Genomic DNA, 21876 nt, shown 5'->3' on the forward strand with positions numbered 1-21876 from the left:
GAAGTGATACCCTTCAATCGTTATGTCGAATTATATTTTCTGAATTTTCTTTTAATTTTAAAGGGTTTTTCATTATTTTTTGCGAAACATTTGTATAACAATTTTTTCTTTGCTTATTGCTACATAATAGTAGGTTCGGGTGGAGTTATGCAAGCGTTTCCTATACAATAACCGATATTTTTTGACTTTTCCTAACAAAATTCCTTGCAATATATTCAGAAACTCATTACAATTGCCATATATTAAATATCTTAGCAATATATAAATCCTCATCAATCCGATGAGGTAGAGGTTGCGACTTTTAAAAGTAAAACGGACGAGACACAGAGAATGTCACTGACTCCGTTTGAAAGGAAAAGTTGCCGAAGTTTGTATTTCTTCTCTGGAAGTATGAGCTGGGGCTGTCTCCGAAAGGAACAGAACTGTCACGTTTACAAAATTACCGTGTAAACGTGGGGTGCTATCTTAACGGAAGGGTATGATGGGGTGGTTATTTGTGAAACGTTCCGCCTAATTCCTTTGGCGGTTTTTTGTATTTTTCTCCCCCGCTCCTTCCTAACCTACAAGAAAAGGAGTGTTGAACATGAATAGCGCAACAAATCAATCTACCTCTAAAACGCAAACTACACAAGGACAAGGTGAATTAAAACGCGGATTAAAATCTCGTCACCTTACGATGATTTCTCTCGGTGGTACAATCGGTACCGGACTATTTCTTGCCAGCGGTGGTGTAATCCATTCAGCTGGTCCTGGCGGTGCACTAATCGCATACGCCGCAATTGGAATTATGGTGTATTTCTTAATGACAAGCTTAGCTGAACTTGCAGCTTACATGCCTGTTACTGGATCTTTTAGCACGTATGCAACAAAATTTGTTGATCCATCACTTGGCTTTGCACTTGGATGGAACTATTGGTATAACTGGGCCATTACAATTGCTGCTGAACTCGCTGCTGTAACATTAATTATGAAATTTTGGTTCCCAGATACCCCTTCCCTCATTTGGAGCGGATTATGTTTAGCTATTATTTTCCTTTTAAACTATTTATCTGTTAAAGGGTTTGGTGAATCTGAATATTGGTTTGCACTTATTAAAGTCGTTACTATTATTATCTTTTTAATTGTCGGTTTTATGATGATTTTTGGAATTATGGGCGGCGAAACTGTTGGCTTCAAAAACTTCACTGTTGCAGATGCACCATTTAACGGCGGCATCATGGCAATTATCGGTGTATTTATGGCTGCTGGTTTCTCCTTCCAAGGAACTGAATTACTTGGGGTAGCTGCTGGTGAAACGTCTGATCCAGAACGTAATATTCCGAAAGCGATTCGTTCTATCTTTTGGCGTATTCTTTTATTCTATATTCTTGCGATTCTCGTTATCGGTTTATTAATTCCTTATACGACTGAAAGCCTTGCTGCTAGTGATGTAACAGTAAGTCCATTTACACTTATTTTTGAAAAAGCAGGCGTTGCCTTTGCTGCTTCTGTTATGAACGCTGTTATTTTAACGGCAGTACTATCTGCTGGTAACTCTGGAATGTACGCATCAACTCGTATGCTTTGGGACTTAGCTCGCCAAGGAAAAGCACCGAAATTCTTAGGCAAATTAGACAGCCGCGGTGTACCTGTTAACGCATTAATCGTAACGTCAATTGTCGGTAGTATCGCTTTCATTGCTTCTTTATTCGGTGACGGCGTTGTATACATTTGGTTATTAAACGCATCTGGAATGTCTGGCTTTATCGCATGGGTCGGAATCGCAATAAGTCATTACCGTTTCCGTAAAGCATATATCGCACAAGGAAAAGATTTAAAAGACTTACCATATAGAGCAAAATGGTTCCCATTTGGTCCAATCTTCGCATTTGCACTTTGTGTCATCGTCATTTTAGGTCAAAACTACGGCGCATTTATGGGCGAATCAATCGATTGGAACGGCGTACTCGTTTCTTACATCGGTTTACCACTCTTCTTAGTACTATGGTTAGGATATAAATTTACGAAGAAAACGAAAGTGATTCCTCTTGATAAATGTGAATTGAAATAAAGTGAAACGAGCAAACAAATATGTTTGCTCGTTTTTTTATTCCAATGCTTCTCCCTTCCCATGCCCATCAAGTTAAGGAGACGAATTTCTCCAAAAATGAAAAAAGCATTATTCTTTCAGTAAAATACTTGAAAGGATAATGCTTTTTATGGTTCTCTTGCTTTCTGAATAAGCCCGTTGAATATGAATACCTGAGATATGTTTCATTCTTAAAATTACTGAATTACTTTTGAGCTAACACTAGGTCTAGCCAGGATTTCGCCTCATTGTACAAAGTTGGATTGTTTTGCGGCGTGTAGTAGGCAAGGATTGCAACTGCCTGTGATACGACCCATCCGCGGGCCCTTGCCAATGTAGCATCGTCCGTACGAGTAGCATCAAGGAACACATCGCGCGCCTCTGGCGAGTGCAACTTCCACGCGACCATTACATCACACGCAGGGTCACCTATACCCATCATCCCCCAATCAATTACACCGCTAATACGCTTATCACGTACGAGCCAGTTACGTGTATCTAGATCACCGTGATGCCAAACAGGTGGACCGTTCCATGGAGGCGCAGAAAGAGCCGATTCCCATACAGCAGACACCGCGGGATCGCCATTAAATCGTGCTAGCCAATATCGGAAGTCCTTATCCCGTTGGGCCAAAGGAATGCCGCGTCCTAACGGCCCTTCCATTGGATCGACTTGTTGCAGTGCTAAGACAAACTCTGCGAGATCGCGTGCAGCCTGAATCTCGTCAATCGCCTCTATCGGCATCGTTTCACCCTTCAGCCACGAATGTATCTCCCAAAACCACGGGTATTCGTTATTAGGGCACCCCTGAGCGATAGGTACAGGGATTTCAAGCGGAACTACTGGTGCGATTTTTGGTAGCCATAAGAACTCACGTCCTCCTGGTGTCGTCGGTCCTTCCCTTCTCGCTAGCCGAATGGAATATTCGTCGCCAAGTCGGAAAACGGCATTTACCGTTCCAACTGGCTCTACCTTACGAAGGGGCAACTCTGCCCAGCGTGGGAACTGATCGACAAGCAAACGACGCACTAGTCGCTCTTCAATTTTCAATTCGTCAGCATGCATCTTCTCGGACATCGTATGATCTCTCCTTGGTAGCTCTGACATAAACTTTTATCGGCGGAAAATAATAACAATTCTCCGTACACCAAAAGTCAAAAAGCCACACTTTTTCATTATAAAATGCAGTCACACCTAAAAAACTTATCTAAACTTATTAAATTGCAACATACTATAGGGGGCACGTTACATTACTATCAACCTTTGATGAATTTATGCCTATAATTTATAGAAAGCATTATTCTTTTGTAGAAAAATACAGAAAGTATGGCGTTTTGTATGAATCTATCGATTCAAGATGAGTTTCATTTGTTCGCTGAAGAACTACAGCGATATCTATCTCCACATATTCTTCAACAACTTGCACAACATTCACCTTATCAAGGTTAATTTGTATGCAGATTTTTAGATAACTGATATCAATCCTTTAAAAAACCGAAAAATCTAGTTGAACGGAATTTTACTTAATTTTAGCTTGATAGGCATGTTCTCCCTTCCCTATTGCTCCTGTTTTTGCAATAATAAAGGAAATATACATAAAGGTTGGGATACGATGAACATTCGGATTACTGATGAAGCAAAAGCAGCTATACATAGATTAGAGCGCGAAGACAAAAAGATCATTCGCATTAGAGGGACAATGACAAACTCTTGTAGTATTTTCGTTGATGTGGATTTAATTTGGGATACATATAATGCAGATGACGTTGTATATGAAGTTGCTGATTTTATCGTACAAATGGATTCATTTACGAAAGACTACACTGGTGATTCGGTGAAACTTGATTATAAGACGACTGGTTTTAGTATTACGACTCCGAGTGAGACTTTAGTTTATGGGCTGTCGATTAAAAAATAAAAATTGTTTTTAACTGATCGATGAGGTGAAAAAATGGGTAAATATGTTCCGTTAAAATTTTTATTTAATGAAGAATTAGCAGAAAAAATGGCTGATTCTATTTGTAAACACGATCCTACTTTCTCTAAAAACATCTTTGTAGATTCGGTGACATGTAAAGTTGAAAATTTAGAGTTAAAGCAGCGTATAGAAGTAATAGCAGATGAATTACACGATGTATTACAAAAAGATTTTAATGAAGCAATACATATTTTACTGAAAACATTGGGACCAGAAAATACAACAGAAGTAGGTACATTTACAAACGGATATATGTATATGCCTATTGCAAAATACGTTGAAAAATATGGGCTTAACGATTTTGAATCCTCATGTAACGCCATGTATGAAATAACAAAAAGAAATACTGCTGAATATGCCATTCGTCCTTTTCTTGAAACATACCATGAAGACACACTGGGCGTATTGCAACAATGGATTCATGACGAAAACAGCCACATTAGGAGATTAGTTTCCGAAGGTACAAGACCAAGACTTCCTTGGGCTAAAAAAATGGGAGCTCTGAAAGGTGACTTTAAGAACAATTTACAACTTCTTGAACCATTAATGAATGACCCGTCTAAATATGTCCAAAAATCAGTAGCCAATTATATTAACGATATTACGAAAGAAGATAAAGAACTCGTTTTTCAATGGTTGCAGCAGTTACGTAATGAACAGCATCCAGTTAACCCTTGGATTATAAAACATGGGTTAAGAACGGTGATGAAAAGTGGTAATTTGCCAAAAGATTTTTCTTTTTGAGTATTTTAAATAAAACCGCTTATGCTTCAAGAATGAAGTATAAGCGGTTTTCTCTTGCAAACATTATCCTTGCCTTAAAATATTTTGAAAGATTTCCGGCTTATTTTGTTCAAAGCTTGCTATTAGTTCTTTTCCAATCGTCTGTATACTCCATCCAGTTTCCCATTAAACAACTACCTTCCCCCATAATTTCAAAGGATTTCCTCTCGATTATCCCGAATATATAAATAACTATTCTAACAAGGAGCGAATTTATATGAATCTATTCGAACACGAAACGTAAAACCGTTCCCCTTTAATAAGAGGTCCTCCTTTTTTCTTTTCTCATCATATCATTTACTTACAAAATAGGAGGATACAATTATGAAACGTGATCCATTATTTTTAACTTTATTAGAAAGTGCTAATACAAATTTTAGCGGTTGGGATTTCTCTTTCATTTCAGAAACGGGTCGAATGAAGAGCGAGCCTTTATCGTGGTCGTACGGCAGCACTGCTTTCCAACTTATGCAGCATGCAGAATCAATGCTCGATATGGGGACTGGCGGCGGAGAGTTTTTATCTAAGTTACAACCGTTCCCGTCAACTATTTATGCTACTGAGGGATACACTCCAAACGTGCCAATCGCTCGGAAGAAATTAGAACCTTTAGGTGTTACAGTTATAGAAGTAACGGATGATACTGCTTTACCATTTCAAGATGGTCAGTTTGATTTAATCATAAATCAACATGAATCATATGCTGCTTCTGAAGTAAAAAGAATACTTTCTCCAAATGGAATATTTCTTACACAACAAGTTGGCGGCCTTGATTGCGCGGAACTTAATGAGCAGTTTAACGCACCGCTAAATAACGAATTTACAAGTTGGTCGCTCGAAGCGGCATGTATTGAGTTAAAGCAAAGTGGATTTACTATTTTAGAAGAAAAAGAAGAGTTCCCTTTTCAACGCTTTTATGACATTGGCGCTATCGTCTATTATTTAAAAGCGATTCCGTGGCAAATTCCTGATTTCACTGTTGAAAGGTATTATGAGGAATTATATCGTATACATGAAATCATCTTACAAAAAGGTTATTTTGATGTGAAGCAACATCGTTTTATGATTAAGGCGATTCGTAGTTAATCATGGAGCATATGAAAAAGAGATGGATCTACCATCTCTTTTTTTATTTTCACTCAATATTTTCTAAATTTAAATACTTAGTTTCACAGTAATAGCCTTTGCCGCCAACATAAACCTTTTCTATTTTATTCTCGCTATCGGTTGCTAATTTAACTAATATTTCGGAAGGCGAGTGTAAAGAATAACCTTGTTCAAATACATAGTCTTCTTTTCGTAAGTATTTCTGTTCATAAAGATAGCAAGCTAATGCACCATTTGAAGTTCCAGTCGCTGCTTCTTCATTGATGTCGTATAGCGGAGCAAAGTTTCTGCATATAATTCGATTGTCATTAAAAGTATATAGATGCATCCCGACAACATTATAATACTTGCTGATTTCTTTAATTTTTTCAAAATTAGGTTCCAGTGTATGTAATTGTGTTTCGCTTTTTATAGGAACTAAAATATCTTTTAAGCCCGTGGAGACAATTTGAATTGGGTATGTATTGTCTATATCTTTAATGTCAAAGCAGTCGATCAACTCATTTGGAGATATAACATCATAGAATATCGGTTCATTTTGTTCCATGAATATGATGTCATCTTTTATGGTAATAGTAAGAACACCGCTGTTCGTTTCAATCGTATAGCGATTCTTGAAAAGTTTATTTACATGCATCAGTATCGCGAAAGAGCCAATTGTCGCATGACCACATAAATCAACTTCCTCTTTTGGTGTAAAATACTCAATTTTATAATCAGCAATTTCAGATTCTGATATAAATGCTGTTTCCGCATAGCCCAGTTGTTTGGCTATTGCCATTTTTTGAGTAGTGGTCAATGTATTCTCCATAAATACCACTCCTGCTTTATTTCCGCCTTTATGATCCTTGCTAAATGCACTTGCAACATAAACAGATATTTTCATAAGACACCTTCCTTCCTCACTTATAGTAAATTGTAGCATAGAACGTACTAATTATATATATTGTTGGATAAATTCTCCATAAAGCAAGTGACAAACTATTTTTAGCATCTGAACTCTCCAAACATAGTTTGTCTACAGTCTGAGAGTTTGATCTACCATCTCTTATTTCCGTTTATTTAACAAAAGTTTGTGGTAGCTTCTAGATCATTAAGTAAGTTCGCGTCTCGCAATCGCATCAGCTAATGTAATAAATTGCTCGTGCGTTATCTTTCCTGTTACCTTCGCTTTATTAATTTTTTCCATTTCTTTTGTAATAATCATACCTTCTATTGCTAGATTCGCTTTAGCTGCCTCGAAAGCTTTATTCAGTTCTTCCTCACTTTTGAATGCCATAATTTAAGTTATCTCCTTCACATCATTTTATTTACTCTTTCAATACGAGAAAAGTAATATCATCCCATTTTTCATCTAATTTTAAAGTAGTCTTTTCATTTCAAGATGGTCAATTTGATTTAATCTTAAATCAACATGAATCGTATGCTGCTTCTGAGGTAAACAGAATTCTTTCTCCTACTGGGATTTTTCTTTCACAACAAGTTGGCGGTCTTGATTGCGCTGAACTTAATGAGCAGTTTGGCTCACCGCTAAATATCGAATTTGCAAGTTGGTCACTCGAAACTGCATGTAGTGAGTTAGAGGAAAATGGATTTACTATTTTAGAAGCAAAAGAAGAGTTTCCTTTCCAACGTTTTTATGATATTGGTGCTATTGTCTATTATTTAAAAGCGATTCCGTGACAAATTCCTGATTTTACTGTCGAAAGGTATTATGAGGAGTTATATCGTATGCATGAGATTATCTTGCAAAAAGGATATTTTGATGTGAAGCGACATCACTTTATCATTAAGGCGATTCGAGGCTAGTAATATAGAATACTAAATAAAAAAAGAGTGCTTTTCTTCAAAGCACTCTTCCAAAGGAATTTACCACTCTTTACGTTCATCACAATCACAGTCACGATCATGGTTACGTCTACGACGGCATTTATCACAATCGCAATCACGGTTACGTTTACAACGACATTCATCACAGTCTCTATGTCCGCATCTGCAAAACATTAAATCATCCCAAAATCTATTACAATTTCGAAAGCGTCTGAAATTATTATTACATCCCATAACTATAATTCCCCCTTCTTTTTAATAAGACTCATCTTATTCTATGTTTAAAAGTCAATAACAGCTTGTTTACTAGTCTATTTTTTCTACCCATCTTTCCTTTACAACAAATCAGACGCTAACCATGTAAAGGTTGCGCCTACAATCATCATTAATATTATTTTAATCAAAATAAAAACGGCACTTTAATTTCGCCCATTTCTTTTATACATTTGATAATAGCTTGAGTCATATCTTTCCCTTCACAATTAAATTCAACTGTATCACCCTTATCCAAAAAACCAGCTGATACTACATTCTTGTTTCCTACTACTTTCACTTTCCTCCAAAATAAAAAGTATCCTCCCTGGATACTTTTTATTTACTAGTTATATTGTAATTCAAATACGGCACATGAAGTTTCATTTTTCTTTCAACTACCTAATATTGTTAAATTTCTCTTCATTACATACTTTATTAAATAGTTAGAAGAACAAAAGCCCTTCTCCGTATACACAACGTGAATTGCAATTAAATGTGAAATCAAAAACAACTATTCATTCATCCTACAACCATCGCCACCGGTTATGACAATCCATTTTCAGTTATAAGGAATTTTATGAGCAATGTTTTCCACCGCCGCTCACAATACAAATATATCACATTACTTCCAGGACAAATGGCACATTTACTGCGAAAAAGCGGTCACAACTCTTCCAATTATTATAAAATAGCAAGTTCTTTTAGTTAAATTAACTTATTAAAACTAGCCCAAAAACGCAATCGCATTTTTCGTTTTTCTCGCAAATGCAATAGGATCTTCTACCGATTCCCAGTGAACATATATTAAATGAGGATTATCATCTAGCCAATGATTGTGAAATGCCGATACTTTAAAGCCAAATCTCAGAAGTTGTGAGATTAGTTGATCAGTCTGATCTTGAGTCGTTGCCGTTTCACCTAAACAAAGTGCAACTTCGGATGGATCGAGGGATTCGAACGAAAAAAGTTGATGTCCCACAAGAGGTGAATTTGCAGGTCTTCCAAAGATAGTCGCTCCAAAATTCACATTCCGCATAACAAAACATACAGGCCCTGGTTCAATTTCACCGTCACCACCTAGCGTGGCAGTAAATTCATCACATAATGCTTGAAATTCTGGAGATACTACAGGTGGTGGCAAATCTGGTGGTAATACTGGACCTAAGAAATCAATAGATTCTCTTGATTTTCTCGCAAATGCAATAGGATCATCTATCAATTCCCAGTGAATATAAAATAAACGGGGATTTTCATTTATCCAGTGATTGTGCAAACCTGATACGATAATACCGCGATCACGAAGATTAGAAAGTACTTGTTCAACCTGATTTTCAAAAGCTGCAGTTTCCCCTAAACAAAGTGCATTTCCTGATTCATCAAGAGATTCAAACGAAAAAAATTGATAATTCACCAAAGGCGAATTTGATTTTCTTCCTAATACTGTTTCATCAAATATTCTAGTTCGAGTTACAGTACATACAGGTCCTGGATCAATCGAGTGATCAGTACCACCTAGAATATCAAAAAATCGTTGACATAGATTTTCAAATGCTGGATCTACTTGTTGGTTTTCTATTTCCATAGTATATTCCTCCTAAAATTTTATAGGATTATCTTCCTAAAATTGCAGAAGATAATATATTCTATGCTAGCAATCTAATAACCGCTTAGACAATTGTGAAAGATTAATAGAGAACCATAGCAAGTTATTCAATGTACAAACTATATTTTAAATTATGTTACACAATAAAGTTATAGACATATAATAAGGGGCACTTTAAACATGTCTTTTTCTCAGTTAAATAATGAGAGCAATCAACATAAAAATGCTGATTGCTCTATTAAAATATTCTCTATTAGATTATAAGAGTGATTATTTTTATACTTTTTCTATTGAGAAACAAGTTGTTTTTCATACCGCTTGTTCGCATCATCTTCCATCAAACATGCAGTTGTGTAATTAATAATATTCCGGTTATCATATGTGAATATATGCTCTAACTTATTTTCTTCTTTTAATATTATCGGTAAGTATTTTTGTAAATTGCTAACTACACCTCTATTATCATGATTCAATATCCAATCAATTTCTTTCCATTCTAATAATCCTTCCGCCGTACTTAATGGTGTATTCATTTGTACTCCATCTGGTAAATCAGCAAGGAATACATACATTCCCTCACTATACCAAGACTCGTCTTTATGTTTAAAAATAACATTCCCTTTATACGTTACACTTGGAAGCTCTATTCCCGTTTCCTCAAGCGTTTCTCTAATAATTCCTTCGTATGGCGTTTCATTCTCTTCTATTTTTCCTCCGACACCATTCCACATTCCCATATTCGGCTTTTTATTTCTATTCAATAAGAGTATTTCATTTCATTTTCTAATGAAGCAAATTGTGTACTTATACATACGTTCCTTTTCCCCTCATCTACATATTTAAATTGTATTTTGATTAGAACTTGCTGAATTAAGTTTTTTATTATACAAACAATTGGTTTTTAATGAGGTATTTTGCTCATTTTTATTAAAAAACATTCTCCTTATTATTATATTTCACATAATATATTGTACAACTTTCGTTTCAGAAAGGAGTGTTCAAAATCGATAACATAAGCAGCGAATTTTTAAAACAATATTACGATAGTCGAGTTTGGTTATATGATACACATTGGCTCGGGGTCCCCATTCTCAAACTTCCCTCTGATCTTTTTTTGTATCAAGAAATGATTTACGAATTAAAACCCGATTTAATTATTGAATGTGGCACTTGTTATGGTGGTAGCGCACTATATTTAGCTTCTGTATTAGATTTAATTGGAAAAGGACACGTTCTGACTATCGATGTATTTCCACAACCAAATCGTCCATCCCATGATCGCATTACGTATTTAACAGCTTCTTCTGTTTCAGTAACCGCTGTGCAAACAATATTAAGTATGCGTAAACCTGATGATGTGATTTTAGTTATTTTAGATTCAGATCATAGTAAAGAGCATGTAGCAAAAGAACTGTTGCTTTATAAATCTATCGTTTCTAATGGCAGTTATATTATTGTAGAGGATACATCTATTAATGGAAATCCTGTTTCTCCCGATTGGGGTCCTGGCCCCATGGAAGCTGTTGAAGAGTTTTTAGCTACAAATAACAATTTCATAATCGATGAATCTAAACATAAGTTTTTCATATCATTTAACCCAAAAGGTTTTTTAAAGAAAATAAAGTGAAATGTTAATAAGTGGGGTTTTGTAACTCCCCACTTATTCTATGATCTTCATTTTTGAAAAAGGATAATAAACAAATTCCACTTTTCCTATTATATTATCTTCCTCAATATAACCTAAACCGTTTCGACTATCTCTACTAAGTTCACGATTATCTCCCATGACAAATAACTTATTTGGCGGGATTTTTGTTTTTTGAAAGTTATAAAACACTTGCGTATTATTGAATAAATCTTTATTTATATACGGTTCTTCTTGCTTTTTATCATTCACATATATTGATCCATTCGTTATGTTAATTACGTCACCAGGAAGTCCAATTACTCGTTTTACATAATATTTCGATTCATCATCTTCCTTTATAATGACAATTTCTCCGTGCTCTAAATTAGAAAAATGCACTGCTGCTTTATTTACAAATACGTAGTCTTCTTCATATAAAGTCGGTTGCATCGATTTCCCTTCTACTTTACATAAAGTAAAAGAATGATAGGCTACTACCAAAACAAACACGAAGAGTATGTATTTCCCCCAACCTTTCTTAATCTCCTGTTTCATATCCATTCCCACCTTATTCAAACACTTTTTAAATCAAAAAATATATCACTGCACCATATGTCTCAATGCAGTGATATTATTTTTACTGGTTCTTGTTCGGCTGCTCTACTGGGACTGGATTTCCACCCGATCTTTTCGTTTTCAATTCAAAATACGCATCCAAAATCTCTTTACCAATCGCGGAATTAATTCCTGATTTGTCATCATTTACCCATGGTACAACAACTGAAAAAGCTACTTCTGGATCAGCATCATATGGTGCATAACCGGCAAGAGTTAAATTATAACATTTTTTTCGGTTATTGTTTTCATCTCTTCCAATATCACTTTCTCCACCATATACCGTTTCAGCTGTCCCTGTTTTTCCAGCTGGTTTATATGGTAATCCTTTAAACGTTCCAGCACCTGTTCCGTCAGTTTCCTGGAATACTCTTCTAAACCCTTCTTTTACATGATTAATGTATGAAGTGTTCATATCTACCCGATTTAAAATAACTGGTTCAATAGATCGAATAACTTTTCCAACATCCTCTGGTCTATGTGGTTGCTCTCTCACTTCTTGTACAATTTGCGGTTTCATTCGGTAACCGCCATTTGCAATCGTTGAAATATATTGAGCAAGTTGAAGAGGTGTATATGTATCATACTGTCCAATCGCATAATCAAGTAAAAAACCAGGTATGTTATCAGTTCTACCCATTTGACCAATCGATTCATTCGGCAAATCAATACCAGTCGGTACACCTAAACCAAATTGTCTAAAATAGTAGCGCATTTTATTAAATGTCTCTTTTTTAATGTCTAACGGATTGTTTGGCACATAATTTATACCCGCCATTTTTAAAGCTGTATTAAACATATAAACGTTTGATGAAACTTGTAAAGCTCTTAAATCATCAATATCACCAAAATCTTTCCACGATTTCTTCGGCTTAGTACTTCCTTTAAAATACATTGGTGCATCAAAGAAATGCGTATACGGCTTAATTGTTTCAGTTTGATATCCGGCTAATAAAGTAGCCCCTTTTACAGTTGATCCTAATTCATAAGAACTTGTCATCGTTCCTAAAGCATAATCTTCTATTTGCATGCCGCCATCTTTTTTTACAATTTTCTTTCCTGCCATCGATAAAATTTGACCGTTTTTCGGGTTCATCATTACAACGAACGCACGATCCATCATCGGCTCTGCAGAATGGAATGCTCGTAAGTTCTTTTCAAGGCTTTCCTCTACTTTTTTCTGTAAATCCATATCTACTGTTAACATTAAATTATTTCCACTTTTTCCTTCAGTCACTTTTTCAGTTCGAATAATATTCCCTGTTTTATCTGTAATATTTCTAGTCTGTTCTTTCGTTCCATGTAGTGCATCTTCGTATTGTTTTTCAATATAACTCTTACCAATACGATCATTTCTGTTATAATCACGTACTAAGTAATAATCCAATTGTTCTCTTGGCAATCCTTCATTTTCAGTAGAAACACTCCCAAGGATAGAACGAAGTATTTTATCATTTGGATATTCACGTTCCCAATCCACTGTCGTATCTACTCCTGGCAAGCTTGCCAATCTTTCACTAACAATCGCATATTCATTTTGACTTACATCTTTTTTAACGATTTGCGGCGTCATTTTATATCCTGCATTCATTCTACTTTTAATTGCTAGTACTTCTAGATCCTCTTTTGAAAGTTCGCTTAATTCCTCTTGTGTAATTCTTTCCCTACGTAACTCTTCTACTTTTTTATCTAATTCTTTCCCTTCTATCTCTTGCTTCCTAAATGTATTCTCATCTTCTTTCGTTACTTTTGCTGCTGCCTTTTTTTCATTTAACTGCATCCAAAAATCTTTCTTATCTGTTTCTGTCAACCTATCTATATCTTCTGGCGACATTTCAATTAGCTGGGCTAAATTTCTTGCTACTTGTAAAACTTCTTTCGAATCTACTCCTTTCATTTTCGTATATGTAACGGTTCGTAGCGGTTTATTATTTACAATCACATGACCTTGTCGATCAAACATTTTCCCTCTAGGTACAGGTGTGCTTACCGTTACATCTTCTTTTTTGTTCACTTCATTTCTATACGTTTCTCCATCAATGATTTGTACTTTACCTAATTGAATTATAATAGCTGAAAATAAAAGAAAAACGATAAAAAATAGTACATTTAATCGAAATGGAATATGAGTCTTTTTCTTTTTCGATTGTTTCTTCTGCTCCTTTTTCTGTCTCATTTCGCTCCCTCGCTTCATTCTATTAACATTTCTACACAGAATCATTATGTATCAAATTTATTTATATGATATATATAGAATTTTATATTAATTACAAAAGAATTAAAAGATTTAATTTTCAGTTTTTTTATTTTATATCCTATTTATTACCATTCCCTTATTAAGGAATAACATGAATGTTATTCTAAAAGAAAGATTGTATATAATTATTTTTTCATACCATTCATTTACATTTATTTGTATACTAATAATAAAAAACATTATTAAGGAGAACATGAAATGACAGATTCATTTACAATACATACTAATGCGTCTCATTGTTTAAACTTTATGATTTATATTCAAAATATGTATCTCAACCAAAAAGAGAAAAAAGGAAATTTACGTTTTCCTTACATAGCAAAAACATTACATTTCTCCACTGACTTTAAAACAAATTTCAAAGAATTATGGCTGACTCTTCGTAAGCAAACTGCTAACGACAGATATGATTTGCAGATTTTTCACGAGGAGAATCATATATTTTACGAGAAGCTTTTTGACGCTCATTTATGTGATGAGGAATCATTTAAAGAATTAATATGTAGTTTTAAAGTATGGTGGACTAGCATAGCAGGTCAGCTTTCAATAGAAAATTCCGTAAATAATTATAGTGAACAACTTTATAATGACTTAGTTTTATACCTAAAACAACACCAAATAAAACCTTCACAACAGCTACATATTAGCTTACTTTATGACGATTGTGTGTTCGCTAAAGAAAACATTTCTTCCTATTATGCTATTTTGCCGACTAAAACCTTTTTTATAGGTTATAGAGATGTGGTTACTACATTATCAACATGTTTTCACGTGGCTTAAAACAGCGATTACTCAAATAAAAAACTGAGGTGGATACCCCAGTTTTTTCGATAACTTATTTCATTGAAGACAACCCTTCAACAAATTCACCAATCTTATTTTGAAAAACAAAATCAAAGTTATATTCTTGCCCTGTTAACTCTTCATTTACTAAGATGGTTGTTGCGCCTACTTCTCTTTTTACAATTTGCGGGAATGAAGCGACAGGTTGCACTTTTAATGACGTTCCCATAACGAGAAGCACATCTGTTTCGTATAAACGTTTCATCGCATTTTGATATCGCGGCAATGTATCTCCGTATAACACAACGTCTGGATTTAAAATGAAATTACACTTCTCGCAGCGAGGCACTTCATGATCAATCATATACTGCAAATCATACCCCGCTTTACACTTCGGACAATGTGCTGTTTGAAGCGTTCCGTGTAGATCAATGACATGTTTACTACCACCTAATTGATGTAAGCCGTCAATATTTTGCGTTAAGATCGTAATATCTTTCCCTTGCTCTTCTAATTCAGCTAAAAAACGATGCCCACAATTTGGTTTATATTGATGAAACGTATTGATTTGGAAGATTTCTTTATAATGCTTCCAAAATTCTTTCGGACTTCGGTTATAGTACCCTCTTGATAAGTACATCTCCACATTCGCATCAGCATACAATCCATTTGCTGAACGAAAATCTGGAATACCACTTTCCGTACTTGCTCCTGCGCCTGTTAATACTGTAATTTTCTTCGCTTGCTCTAAAATTGAACGTACTTCTTTAAATTGTTGCACAAAAATCACCTCTATGTATTTTCCTATTCTTATTATACCAGTTGTTTACAGGAGGTGTTGTCTTTGTATAAAGAACTCTTTAAACTTCCTTATTTTATATAGTTTTTCTTGATGATATCTTTTGCATTATTGTACAGGAATACAAGGAAGATAACTGCTAGGATACCGTTTACCCAGTAATATGTATTTCCAGAAGTAAACCTATTATAAAAGGATTGAGCATTATAATATAATAGCCCCGCTGAAAGCACAGTAGAGAATACTAACATACCAAAACTTTTCAAGATATCCACCCCAATTTCAAAGATTCCAATTTTTACAATAATTATACATGAAAATGAGCGAATTTAAAATATGCAATGTACCCTATCATTATCAAGTTAACGATATCCCCTTCTTCCAAACAAAAATAACAACTACATACGCACTTCGATAATACTTCAGAATCTTACTTAATGCGTCGTACCCCCAATTTCCACAATATCGACCTCAATTGTCGTCGTAACCTCAAGCGCCAATTCTATCCCTTTACGGATAGTAGAAAGTGACATACTCGGTTGTCCTGGATACTTGCTCGCTTGTTCTGGTAAAAACGGAATATGGACAAATCCGCCTTTTATTTTCTGATCATGTTTCTCCAGCTCATGCATAAGACCATAAAAGATATGATTACAAACGAATGTACCTGCTGATTGTGAAACGGACGCTGGTATGCCTTCTTCTTGAAGTTTTTTAACGATTGCTTTCATCGGAAGTGTAGACCAATAAGCAGCTGGTCCTTCTTCTACGACTGGTACATCTACCGGCTGATTCCCTTCGTTGTCAGCAATTCTAGCATCATCAACATTAATTGCGACACGCTCTATCGTAATATCTGGTCTACCCCCAGCTTGTCCGATACATATAATCATTTCAGGATTTAGTTCTTCTATATATTCTTTTAAAACTTGTATTGATTTATGAAATACGGTTGGGACTTGTTTACTAATAATCTTGTACTCTCCGATTGTTTTTTCATGCAAACTTTTTGCGACTTCCCAAGCTGGGTTGATACTTTCTCCGCCGAACGGATCGAACCCTGTTAATAATACTGTTTTCATAGTTTTATCCTCCTAATTAGAAACGATATACAAGGCCATACATAATAAACATATTTATGATAAAGATTGAAAGAGCAATTGGTACTTGCGCTTTAATAACTGCATTTTTATCTTTTAGCTCTAAAAGCATTGCCGGAACGATATTAAAGTTTGCTGCCATTGGTGTAAGCAGCGTTCCGCAATATCCAGCAAACATCCCGAGTGCTGCCATAATTGCTGGGTTCCCCCCGTGCATTTGAACAATTAAAGGTAAGCCAATTCCGCCAGTAATAACGGCAAACGCTGCGAACGCATTTCCCATTACGACTGTAAAGAGCATCATTCCTAAACAGTACGCCATAACAGCAACAAACGGATACTCTGTCGGTAACACTTGGCCGACTAAATCAGAAACGACTTGGCCAACGCCAGATTTTGCGAAAATACCGCCAAGTGCTGCTAGCATTTGTGGTAAAATAACAGCCCAGCCGACAGCTTGTAATAGTCTACTTCCTTCTTGCACAGGCGTTGTTATTTTCGATTTTGTAATACGCATCGCCGCAACGAATGCAAGTAATGCTCCTAGTGCTAAAGCCACTAGCGTTACTTTATCCGGATCAACAAGGGAAACATTCCCCCATTTAATTTTCCCTAACGTTAACGTACCGATAATTGTAAAAATAGGAATTAATAGTGCAGGCATAAAAATTTTATTTTTTAATTTCTCAGCATGTTTTACACGTTCTTGTACTGGAACTTCTTTCTCCTGAGACTTTGTTACTTTATTTAGTGAAGCTAAAATAACCATTGCGAGCACAATACAGCCAACGTAAAACGAAGGGATTACATTTCCGAATAAAAATGTAACTGCAAATAACGCCCAAAATAAGCTAGAACCAAATCGATTTGGATGTTCACGATCAAACGCAATACGAACAGCGATAAAGGCAACGATTATACCTAATACGTAATAGATTGTATCCATTGTGATGATGTTCATTTTATATTGCCTCCTTCTCTTCTTTTTCTTTTGATTCCATCGTTTTCGCTATATATTTATCAAATCTTCTAAATCTGATCCAGCTTACAATAAGTGCAGATATTGCAGTTGGAATACCCCAAAGTGCCATATCCCATACACCGACATGCATACCTACTGAATCGAAGAACCCTTTCATTAATAGAATCGCACCAGTCGCGATAAATATATCCTCTCCGAAAAACCAAGCTGTATTTTCCGCAGCTGCTGCATTTGCTTTAATCTTCTCTCTTAATTTTTCAGGTAGTTTACCGTATTTACCTTGTGCCGCTCCTTCTGCCATCGGTGCAACGAGCGGTCTTACTGTTTGTGCATGACCACCAATATTCAGTCCAAGTGCTGCTGATGATTCTCTTATCGTAAAATATGACATTAATACTCTTCCAGTTGTTGCGCCTTTTGATTTTGTTATAAGTGCTTCTGCTCTTTCTTTTAAACCGTAACGCTCTAAAATTCCGATTACCGGTAAAGTTAATATAATTGGCATAGACATATATCTATTTTCTATGAAAAATTTACCGAACATGCTAATGACATCATAAAAGCTTAATCCTGAAACCATACCAGTAACAATACCTGCGACCATAACGACTAACAGTGTATTTAATCTAAATAAAAAGCCCACTGCAACAAGTAGTATCCCGATTAATTTAATCATTCCAGCACTTCCCCCTATTTTTTATTTTGGTGCACAAATAGAAATACCATTAAGTACGAATGTTCTGTATATTTTTCCCGCAAATTGAACTGCTTTTTCCCCATCACCATGTAAACAAATCGTTTTCGCCTGAACCGCTACTTTCTCGCCATTCACTGAATTTACATATCCTTCTTTCACCATTTGAAGCACTTGTTTTATCGCTTCATCTTCATTTTTTATTAGCGCATTTTCTTCTGTACGGCTTGTCAGCGTTCCATCTTGCTTATACGTACGATCTGCAAAGGCTTCTTGTACGAGAGTTACGTTATATTTTTCCGCAGCCTGTTTATATGCCTCGCTATTTGCCAATCCGTACAGTAATAACTTGGGATTCACATGAGAAATTGCCTTTGCGATTGCATCTGCAATTTCCGGATTAGTCACCGCCATATTATATAAGGCACCGTGTGGCTTTACATGCTGCATCTTCCCACCAGCAGCTTTCACAAAACCGTCTAATGCACCAATTTGATATAAAACATAATCGTATACTTCACTTGCTGAAACGTTCATGTTTCTTCTCCCAAATCCAATTAAATCTGGAAATCCGGGGTGTGCCCCTATTGCAACGTTATGCTGCATTGCCTTTTCAACTGTTTGCCTCATAACGGACGGATCACCCGCATGAAAACCACAAGCAACATTTATTGAGGATACGAATGGAAGAATTTCATGATCATTCCCCATTTTATAAGCGCCAAAACTTTCTCCTAAATCACAATTTAAATCGATTGTCGTCACGATATTCCCTCCTAATGTCAGCTTCGTAAAGTAATGAATTTCTTTAATAGATTCATATTTACTTCTTGTTCTATGTACAATTGTTCCGCTTCTTCAAGCGTAATTTTCTCAAATGAAACGTAGTCCCCCGGTTTTAGTTGAGCAAGAAGAGGTAAATCTACTGAAATGATATTTCCCATTCTCGGATAGCCACCTGTCGTTTGCCTATCTGCCATTAATATAATCGGCTGTCCGCTATTTGGAATTTGGATGGTCCCATATGTAACTGGACTCGATAAAATCTCTTTTTCAACGGCTCTATTTAAAATTTCCCCTTCAACCCTATAGCCCATACGGTCAGCATAATTAGATACTTTATACTCTTTCGTAAAAAATGCCTTTCTACTTTCTTCTGTAAACTGATCATATTCAAAATCAGCTATGACACGAAGCTTAGGATTCTTCTTATGTCTTGGTCGTACGCTGCTGCTAATTGCCCATTTCGTTTTTATGCGCTCCCCCTTTTGTAAGTCTTGGATGAAACGATGAGCCATTTCTGATCGTTCACCAAGTTGAAAATAGTCTCCTTTTTTTAGCATCCTTCCTTCAATACCACCAATCGCAGCACGTATGTAAGTACTTTTGCTTCCCATCGTACGGGCAATATGTATACCACCTGCAAAAGTCACATACGCTCTGCAACCAGTTTTCACTTTTCCAAAGCAAAGCATGCTACCTTCTTCAGCTAAAATAGGACGCCATAACGGGATACGTTCTCCATTCAATAACGGTTCCATATCCGCACCGCCAATCGCAAGTAACGTCGTTTTCTTTATTAACAATTTAGGCCCCATGATCGTCATTTCAAGTCCCGCTTCATTCTCTTCATTACCAACCAACATATTGATCATCCGAAGTGCACTTTGATCCATGGCCCCGCCAACAGGTACGCCGTATTGTTGATAATGAGATCGTCCTAAATCTTGGACTGTTGTAAACATTCCTGCATGCAAAACCTCTACATCCATTCTTTAGCCCCCTCAAGTGATACGTACTCTTCCTTCGTTATTGGGATAAATCGTAAATACATACCGCTTTGAATAAAGGTTGGTGTTTCTTCTTCCGGATTAAATAAGGAGATTGGTGTTCGACCAATAATATTCCATCCACCCGGTGTTTCAAGTGGATAAATACCTGTTTGATTTCCGCCGATTCCTACCGAACCAGGTGAGATTTGTAACCGCGGTATTTCTTTTCTAGGTGTTTCTAATTCTTTTGATAGTCCTCCTAAATACGGAAACCCTGGTGTAAAACCTAGCATATACACAAAATATGTTGTTTCACTATGTATTCGAATGACATCTTCTACTTGCAAACCGTGATAATATGCGACTTCTTCTAAATCAGGTCCATATTCTCCTCCGTAACAAACTGGTATAGAAATATGTTTCACATCTCGTTTCAGCTCTTCCTTATACGTATCAAACATTCCAGTTATGTATTGGCATACGTAATCATACGGTCTTATCTTTCTACCATTTTCCTTCCATACTTCATACAAATTGTAGTAAACGGCTAATGAAGTAAATGACGGAACGCATTCAATCATTCCTGTAAACGGATGTTGCTGCAACGCTTGAAATAGTCGTTGTACTTTTTCGTATACATCCATCCCAATCTCTTCACCAAATGTAATAATAATTGCTTGATCCCCTAACGCAGAAAATTTCATCCCACTCCCTCTTTCTATGCCAAAAAGCCGAGTTCTTTCGAAATGCGATTTGCTGTCTCTTTCACCCTCGCGATAAAATATGAAATATTACTTTCGCTGTATTCAATTGCTAATCCCGAAATACTAATACCTGCTACAACCTTTCCATCGCTTGCGAAAATGGGCGCTGCTATAGCCGCTGTATGATTTTCTAACTCAGAGTAGCTAATTGTATGTCCTTCCTTTTTCGCCATTTGTAACACTTCTAGCAATTGTTTCTTATCAACGATTGTTCCATCTGCAAACTGTTTTAAATCCGTTTCCTCTACGTACTTCTGTTTCTCTTCCTCTGAGAAATACGATAATAAAATCCTCGGACATGCACCGGCATAAAGTGGAGCTCGTCTTCCAACCGCCGTATACACACGTACAGGCTGAACGCCTTCCATCTTTTCCACATAAATCGCGTCATTACCATCTTGAATAATTAAATTAACTGCCTGCCCTAAATTATCTCTAAGCTCTTTCATATATGGAATCGCAATATTTCTTACTGATAATCTTTGTGAAACAAGTTGACCGAACCGTAAAAAAACGACTCCTAGACGATATTTCCCCTTTTCGTTTTTTTGTAAAAACTCCATTTCTTCTAACGAGCCAATTAAACGATAAACAGATGTTTTCGGCATACTTGTAAGCTGAACCATCTCTGTTAAACTTAGCTCTTCATGCTCATAAAACAACTCTAAAATATCCATTGTCTTAACTGCCGTTTTATTTATACTCATTCTATCTCCCTCTTGTTCCGAATTTCGGAACTTAAATTCCGTTTTTCGAAACAAACATATAATTTAAAATTATAAAATATTCTTTCAATTCTATCAATATATTTTTCAACTACTTAACCTTTATATTTTGTCAGTAATTTAAATTAGGCGT

At 35.9% G+C, this 21876-nt stretch carries 24 protein-coding genes, 2 pseudogenes and 1 riboswitch; of the genes and pseudogenes, 7 read left to right on the forward strand and 19 right to left on the reverse strand.

The window, feature by feature from the left end:
* Positions 1 to 278: 278 nt before the first annotated feature.
* Positions 279 to 471: riboswitch (Lysine riboswitch) on the forward strand.
* Between the two features lie 112 nt (positions 472 to 583).
* Complete coding sequence (locus ATN06_RS15435) at positions 584 to 2050, forward strand: amino acid permease (RefSeq protein ID WP_060631382.1); 1467 nt, start codon at positions 584 to 586, stop codon at positions 2048 to 2050.
* Between the two features lie 223 nt (positions 2051 to 2273).
* On the opposite strand, the gene ATN06_RS15440 is transcribed toward ATN06_RS15435, so the two are convergent.
* Positions 2274 to 3176: an aminoglycoside phosphotransferase family protein gene (locus tag ATN06_RS15440; RefSeq protein WP_335338604.1), complete on the reverse strand. Its 903-nt coding sequence runs from the start codon at positions 3174 to 3176 to the stop codon at positions 2274 to 2276.
* A gap of 505 nt (positions 3177 to 3681) precedes the next feature.
* On the opposite strand from ATN06_RS15440, the gene ATN06_RS15445 reads away from it, so the two are divergent.
* Together ATN06_RS15445 and ATN06_RS15450 are read left to right on the forward strand one after the other, a co-directional pair.
* Entirely contained in the window at positions 3682 to 3987 is a 306-nt protein-coding gene (locus tag ATN06_RS15445; protein ID WP_060631384.1) for an iron-sulfur cluster biosynthesis family protein, read from the forward strand.
* 33 nt (positions 3988 to 4020) lie between these two features.
* Positions 4021 to 4791 carry a DNA alkylation repair protein gene (locus ATN06_RS15450; protein ID WP_060631385.1) on the forward strand — a complete coding sequence of 257 codons (771 nt, stop codon included), beginning with the start codon at positions 4021 to 4023 and terminating at the stop codon, positions 4789 to 4791.
* Positions 4792 to 4854: 63 nt separating this feature from the next.
* On the opposite strand, the pseudogene ATN06_RS29815 reads toward ATN06_RS15450, so the two are convergent.
* Positions 4855 to 4956, reverse strand: a pseudogene (locus ATN06_RS29815) (DUF2716 domain-containing protein); the annotation flags it as partial.
* 198 nt (positions 4957 to 5154) lie between these two features.
* Here ATN06_RS29815 and ATN06_RS15455 point away from each other — a divergent pair.
* Positions 5155 to 5916, forward strand: coding sequence for a class I SAM-dependent methyltransferase (locus ATN06_RS15455; protein ID WP_060631386.1), 762 nt, complete (start codon positions 5155 to 5157; stop codon positions 5914 to 5916).
* Positions 5917 to 5965: 49 nt separating this feature from the next.
* Here ATN06_RS15455 and ATN06_RS15460 read toward each other — a convergent pair whose 3' ends face one another.
* Together ATN06_RS15460 and ATN06_RS15465 are read right to left on the reverse strand one after the other, a co-directional pair.
* Complete coding sequence (locus tag ATN06_RS15460) at positions 5966 to 6823, reverse strand: PhzF family phenazine biosynthesis protein (protein ID WP_060631387.1); 858 nt, start codon at positions 6821 to 6823, stop codon at positions 5966 to 5968.
* A gap of 207 nt (positions 6824 to 7030) precedes the next feature.
* Positions 7031 to 7216 carry an antitoxin VbhA family protein gene (locus ATN06_RS15465; RefSeq protein WP_060631388.1) on the reverse strand — a complete coding sequence of 62 codons (186 nt, stop codon included), beginning with the start codon at positions 7214 to 7216 and terminating at the stop codon, positions 7031 to 7033.
* 98 nt (positions 7217 to 7314) lie between these two features.
* Here ATN06_RS15465 and ATN06_RS28535 point away from each other — a divergent pair.
* Positions 7315 to 7746, forward strand: a pseudogene (locus ATN06_RS28535) (SAM-dependent methyltransferase); the annotation flags it as partial.
* A 60-nt stretch (positions 7747 to 7806) separates the two neighbouring features.
* On the opposite strand, the gene ATN06_RS28540 reads toward ATN06_RS28535, so the two are convergent.
* From ATN06_RS28540 to ATN06_RS15475, 4 genes are all read right to left on the reverse strand, one after another.
* Positions 7807 to 8001 carry a hypothetical protein gene (locus ATN06_RS28540; protein ID WP_088116020.1) on the reverse strand — a complete coding sequence of 65 codons (195 nt, stop codon included), beginning with the start codon at positions 7999 to 8001 and terminating at the stop codon, positions 7807 to 7809.
* A gap of 166 nt (positions 8002 to 8167) precedes the next feature.
* Positions 8168 to 8320, reverse strand: coding sequence for a hypothetical protein (locus ATN06_RS29230; RefSeq protein ID WP_176225731.1), 153 nt, complete (start codon positions 8318 to 8320; stop codon positions 8168 to 8170).
* A gap of 426 nt (positions 8321 to 8746) precedes the next feature.
* Positions 8747 to 9604 carry a DUF1259 domain-containing protein gene (locus ATN06_RS15470; protein ID WP_060631389.1) on the reverse strand — a complete coding sequence of 286 codons (858 nt, stop codon included), beginning with the start codon at positions 9602 to 9604 and terminating at the stop codon, positions 8747 to 8749.
* 308 nt (positions 9605 to 9912) lie between these two features.
* Positions 9913 to 10395 (reverse strand): NUDIX hydrolase, encoded by a 483-nt coding sequence (locus ATN06_RS15475; protein WP_234415841.1) that lies wholly within the window; start codon positions 10393 to 10395, stop codon positions 9913 to 9915.
* A gap of 224 nt (positions 10396 to 10619) precedes the next feature.
* Between ATN06_RS15475 and ATN06_RS15480 the strand changes: the two genes are divergently transcribed.
* A complete protein-coding gene (locus ATN06_RS15480; RefSeq protein ID WP_088116019.1) occupies positions 10620 to 11252 on the forward strand; it encodes a cephalosporin hydroxylase family protein in 633 nt (210 codons plus the stop codon).
* Between the two features lie 33 nt (positions 11253 to 11285).
* Here the strand turns inward: ATN06_RS15480 and lepB are convergent, their stop codons facing one another.
* A complete protein-coding gene (lepB, locus tag ATN06_RS15485) occupies positions 11286 to 11807 on the reverse strand; it encodes a signal peptidase I (protein ID WP_060631392.1) in 522 nt (173 codons plus the stop codon).
* 82 nt (positions 11808 to 11889) lie between these two features.
* On the reverse strand, positions 11890 to 14043 hold the full coding sequence (locus ATN06_RS15490; protein WP_060631393.1) for a peptidoglycan D,D-transpeptidase FtsI family protein: 2154 nt from the start codon (positions 14041 to 14043) through the stop codon (positions 11890 to 11892).
* A 279-nt stretch (positions 14044 to 14322) separates the two neighbouring features.
* On the opposite strand from ATN06_RS15490, the gene ATN06_RS15495 reads away from it, so the two are divergent.
* Positions 14323 to 14904, forward strand: a complete 582-nt coding sequence (locus tag ATN06_RS15495) for a hypothetical protein (protein WP_060631394.1) — start codon at positions 14323 to 14325, stop codon at positions 14902 to 14904.
* A gap of 55 nt (positions 14905 to 14959) precedes the next feature.
* Here the strand turns inward: ATN06_RS15495 and ATN06_RS15500 are convergent, their stop codons facing one another.
* From ATN06_RS15500 to ATN06_RS15535, 9 genes are all read right to left on the reverse strand, one after another.
* Positions 14960 to 15697: an NAD-dependent protein deacylase gene (locus tag ATN06_RS15500; protein ID WP_088116018.1), complete on the reverse strand. Its 738-nt coding sequence runs from the start codon at positions 15695 to 15697 to the stop codon at positions 14960 to 14962.
* Between the two features lie 80 nt (positions 15698 to 15777).
* Positions 15778 to 15972, reverse strand: coding sequence for a hypothetical protein (locus ATN06_RS28545; protein WP_048547791.1), 195 nt, complete (start codon positions 15970 to 15972; stop codon positions 15778 to 15780).
* A gap of 168 nt (positions 15973 to 16140) precedes the next feature.
* On the reverse strand, positions 16141 to 16788 hold the full coding sequence (gene pcp / locus ATN06_RS15505; RefSeq protein WP_060631396.1) for a pyroglutamyl-peptidase I: 648 nt from the start codon (positions 16786 to 16788) through the stop codon (positions 16141 to 16143).
* Between the two features lie 16 nt (positions 16789 to 16804).
* Positions 16805 to 17767 carry a DUF979 domain-containing protein gene (locus ATN06_RS15510; protein ID WP_060631397.1) on the reverse strand — a complete coding sequence of 321 codons (963 nt, stop codon included), beginning with the start codon at positions 17765 to 17767 and terminating at the stop codon, positions 16805 to 16807.
* A gap of 1 nt (position 17768) precedes the next feature.
* Entirely contained in the window at positions 17769 to 18464 is a 696-nt protein-coding gene (locus tag ATN06_RS15515; RefSeq protein ID WP_060631398.1) for a DUF969 domain-containing protein, read from the reverse strand.
* A 21-nt stretch (positions 18465 to 18485) separates the two neighbouring features.
* On the reverse strand, positions 18486 to 19247 hold the full coding sequence (gene pxpA, locus ATN06_RS15520; RefSeq protein WP_060631399.1) for a 5-oxoprolinase subunit PxpA: 762 nt from the start codon (positions 19245 to 19247) through the stop codon (positions 18486 to 18488).
* Between the two features lie 17 nt (positions 19248 to 19264).
* Positions 19265 to 20254, reverse strand: coding sequence for a 5-oxoprolinase subunit C family protein (locus ATN06_RS15525; protein WP_060631400.1), 990 nt, complete (start codon positions 20252 to 20254; stop codon positions 19265 to 19267).
* On the reverse strand, positions 20245 to 20958 hold the full coding sequence (gene pxpB / locus ATN06_RS15530) for a 5-oxoprolinase subunit PxpB (protein ID WP_060631401.1): 714 nt from the start codon (positions 20956 to 20958) through the stop codon (positions 20245 to 20247). The genes ATN06_RS15525 and pxpB overlap by 10 nt, the downstream gene beginning before the upstream one ends.
* Before the next feature lie 14 nt (positions 20959 to 20972).
* Positions 20973 to 21725 (reverse strand): IclR family transcriptional regulator, encoded by a 753-nt coding sequence (locus tag ATN06_RS15535; protein WP_060631402.1) that lies wholly within the window; start codon positions 21723 to 21725, stop codon positions 20973 to 20975.
* Between the last annotated feature and the right edge of the window lie 151 nt (positions 21726 to 21876).

Source organism: Bacillus thuringiensis, assembly GCF_001455345.1.
In the GTDB taxonomy this organism is placed as follows: Bacteria; Bacillota; Bacilli; order Bacillales; family Bacillaceae_G; genus Bacillus_A; species Bacillus_A thuringiensis_N.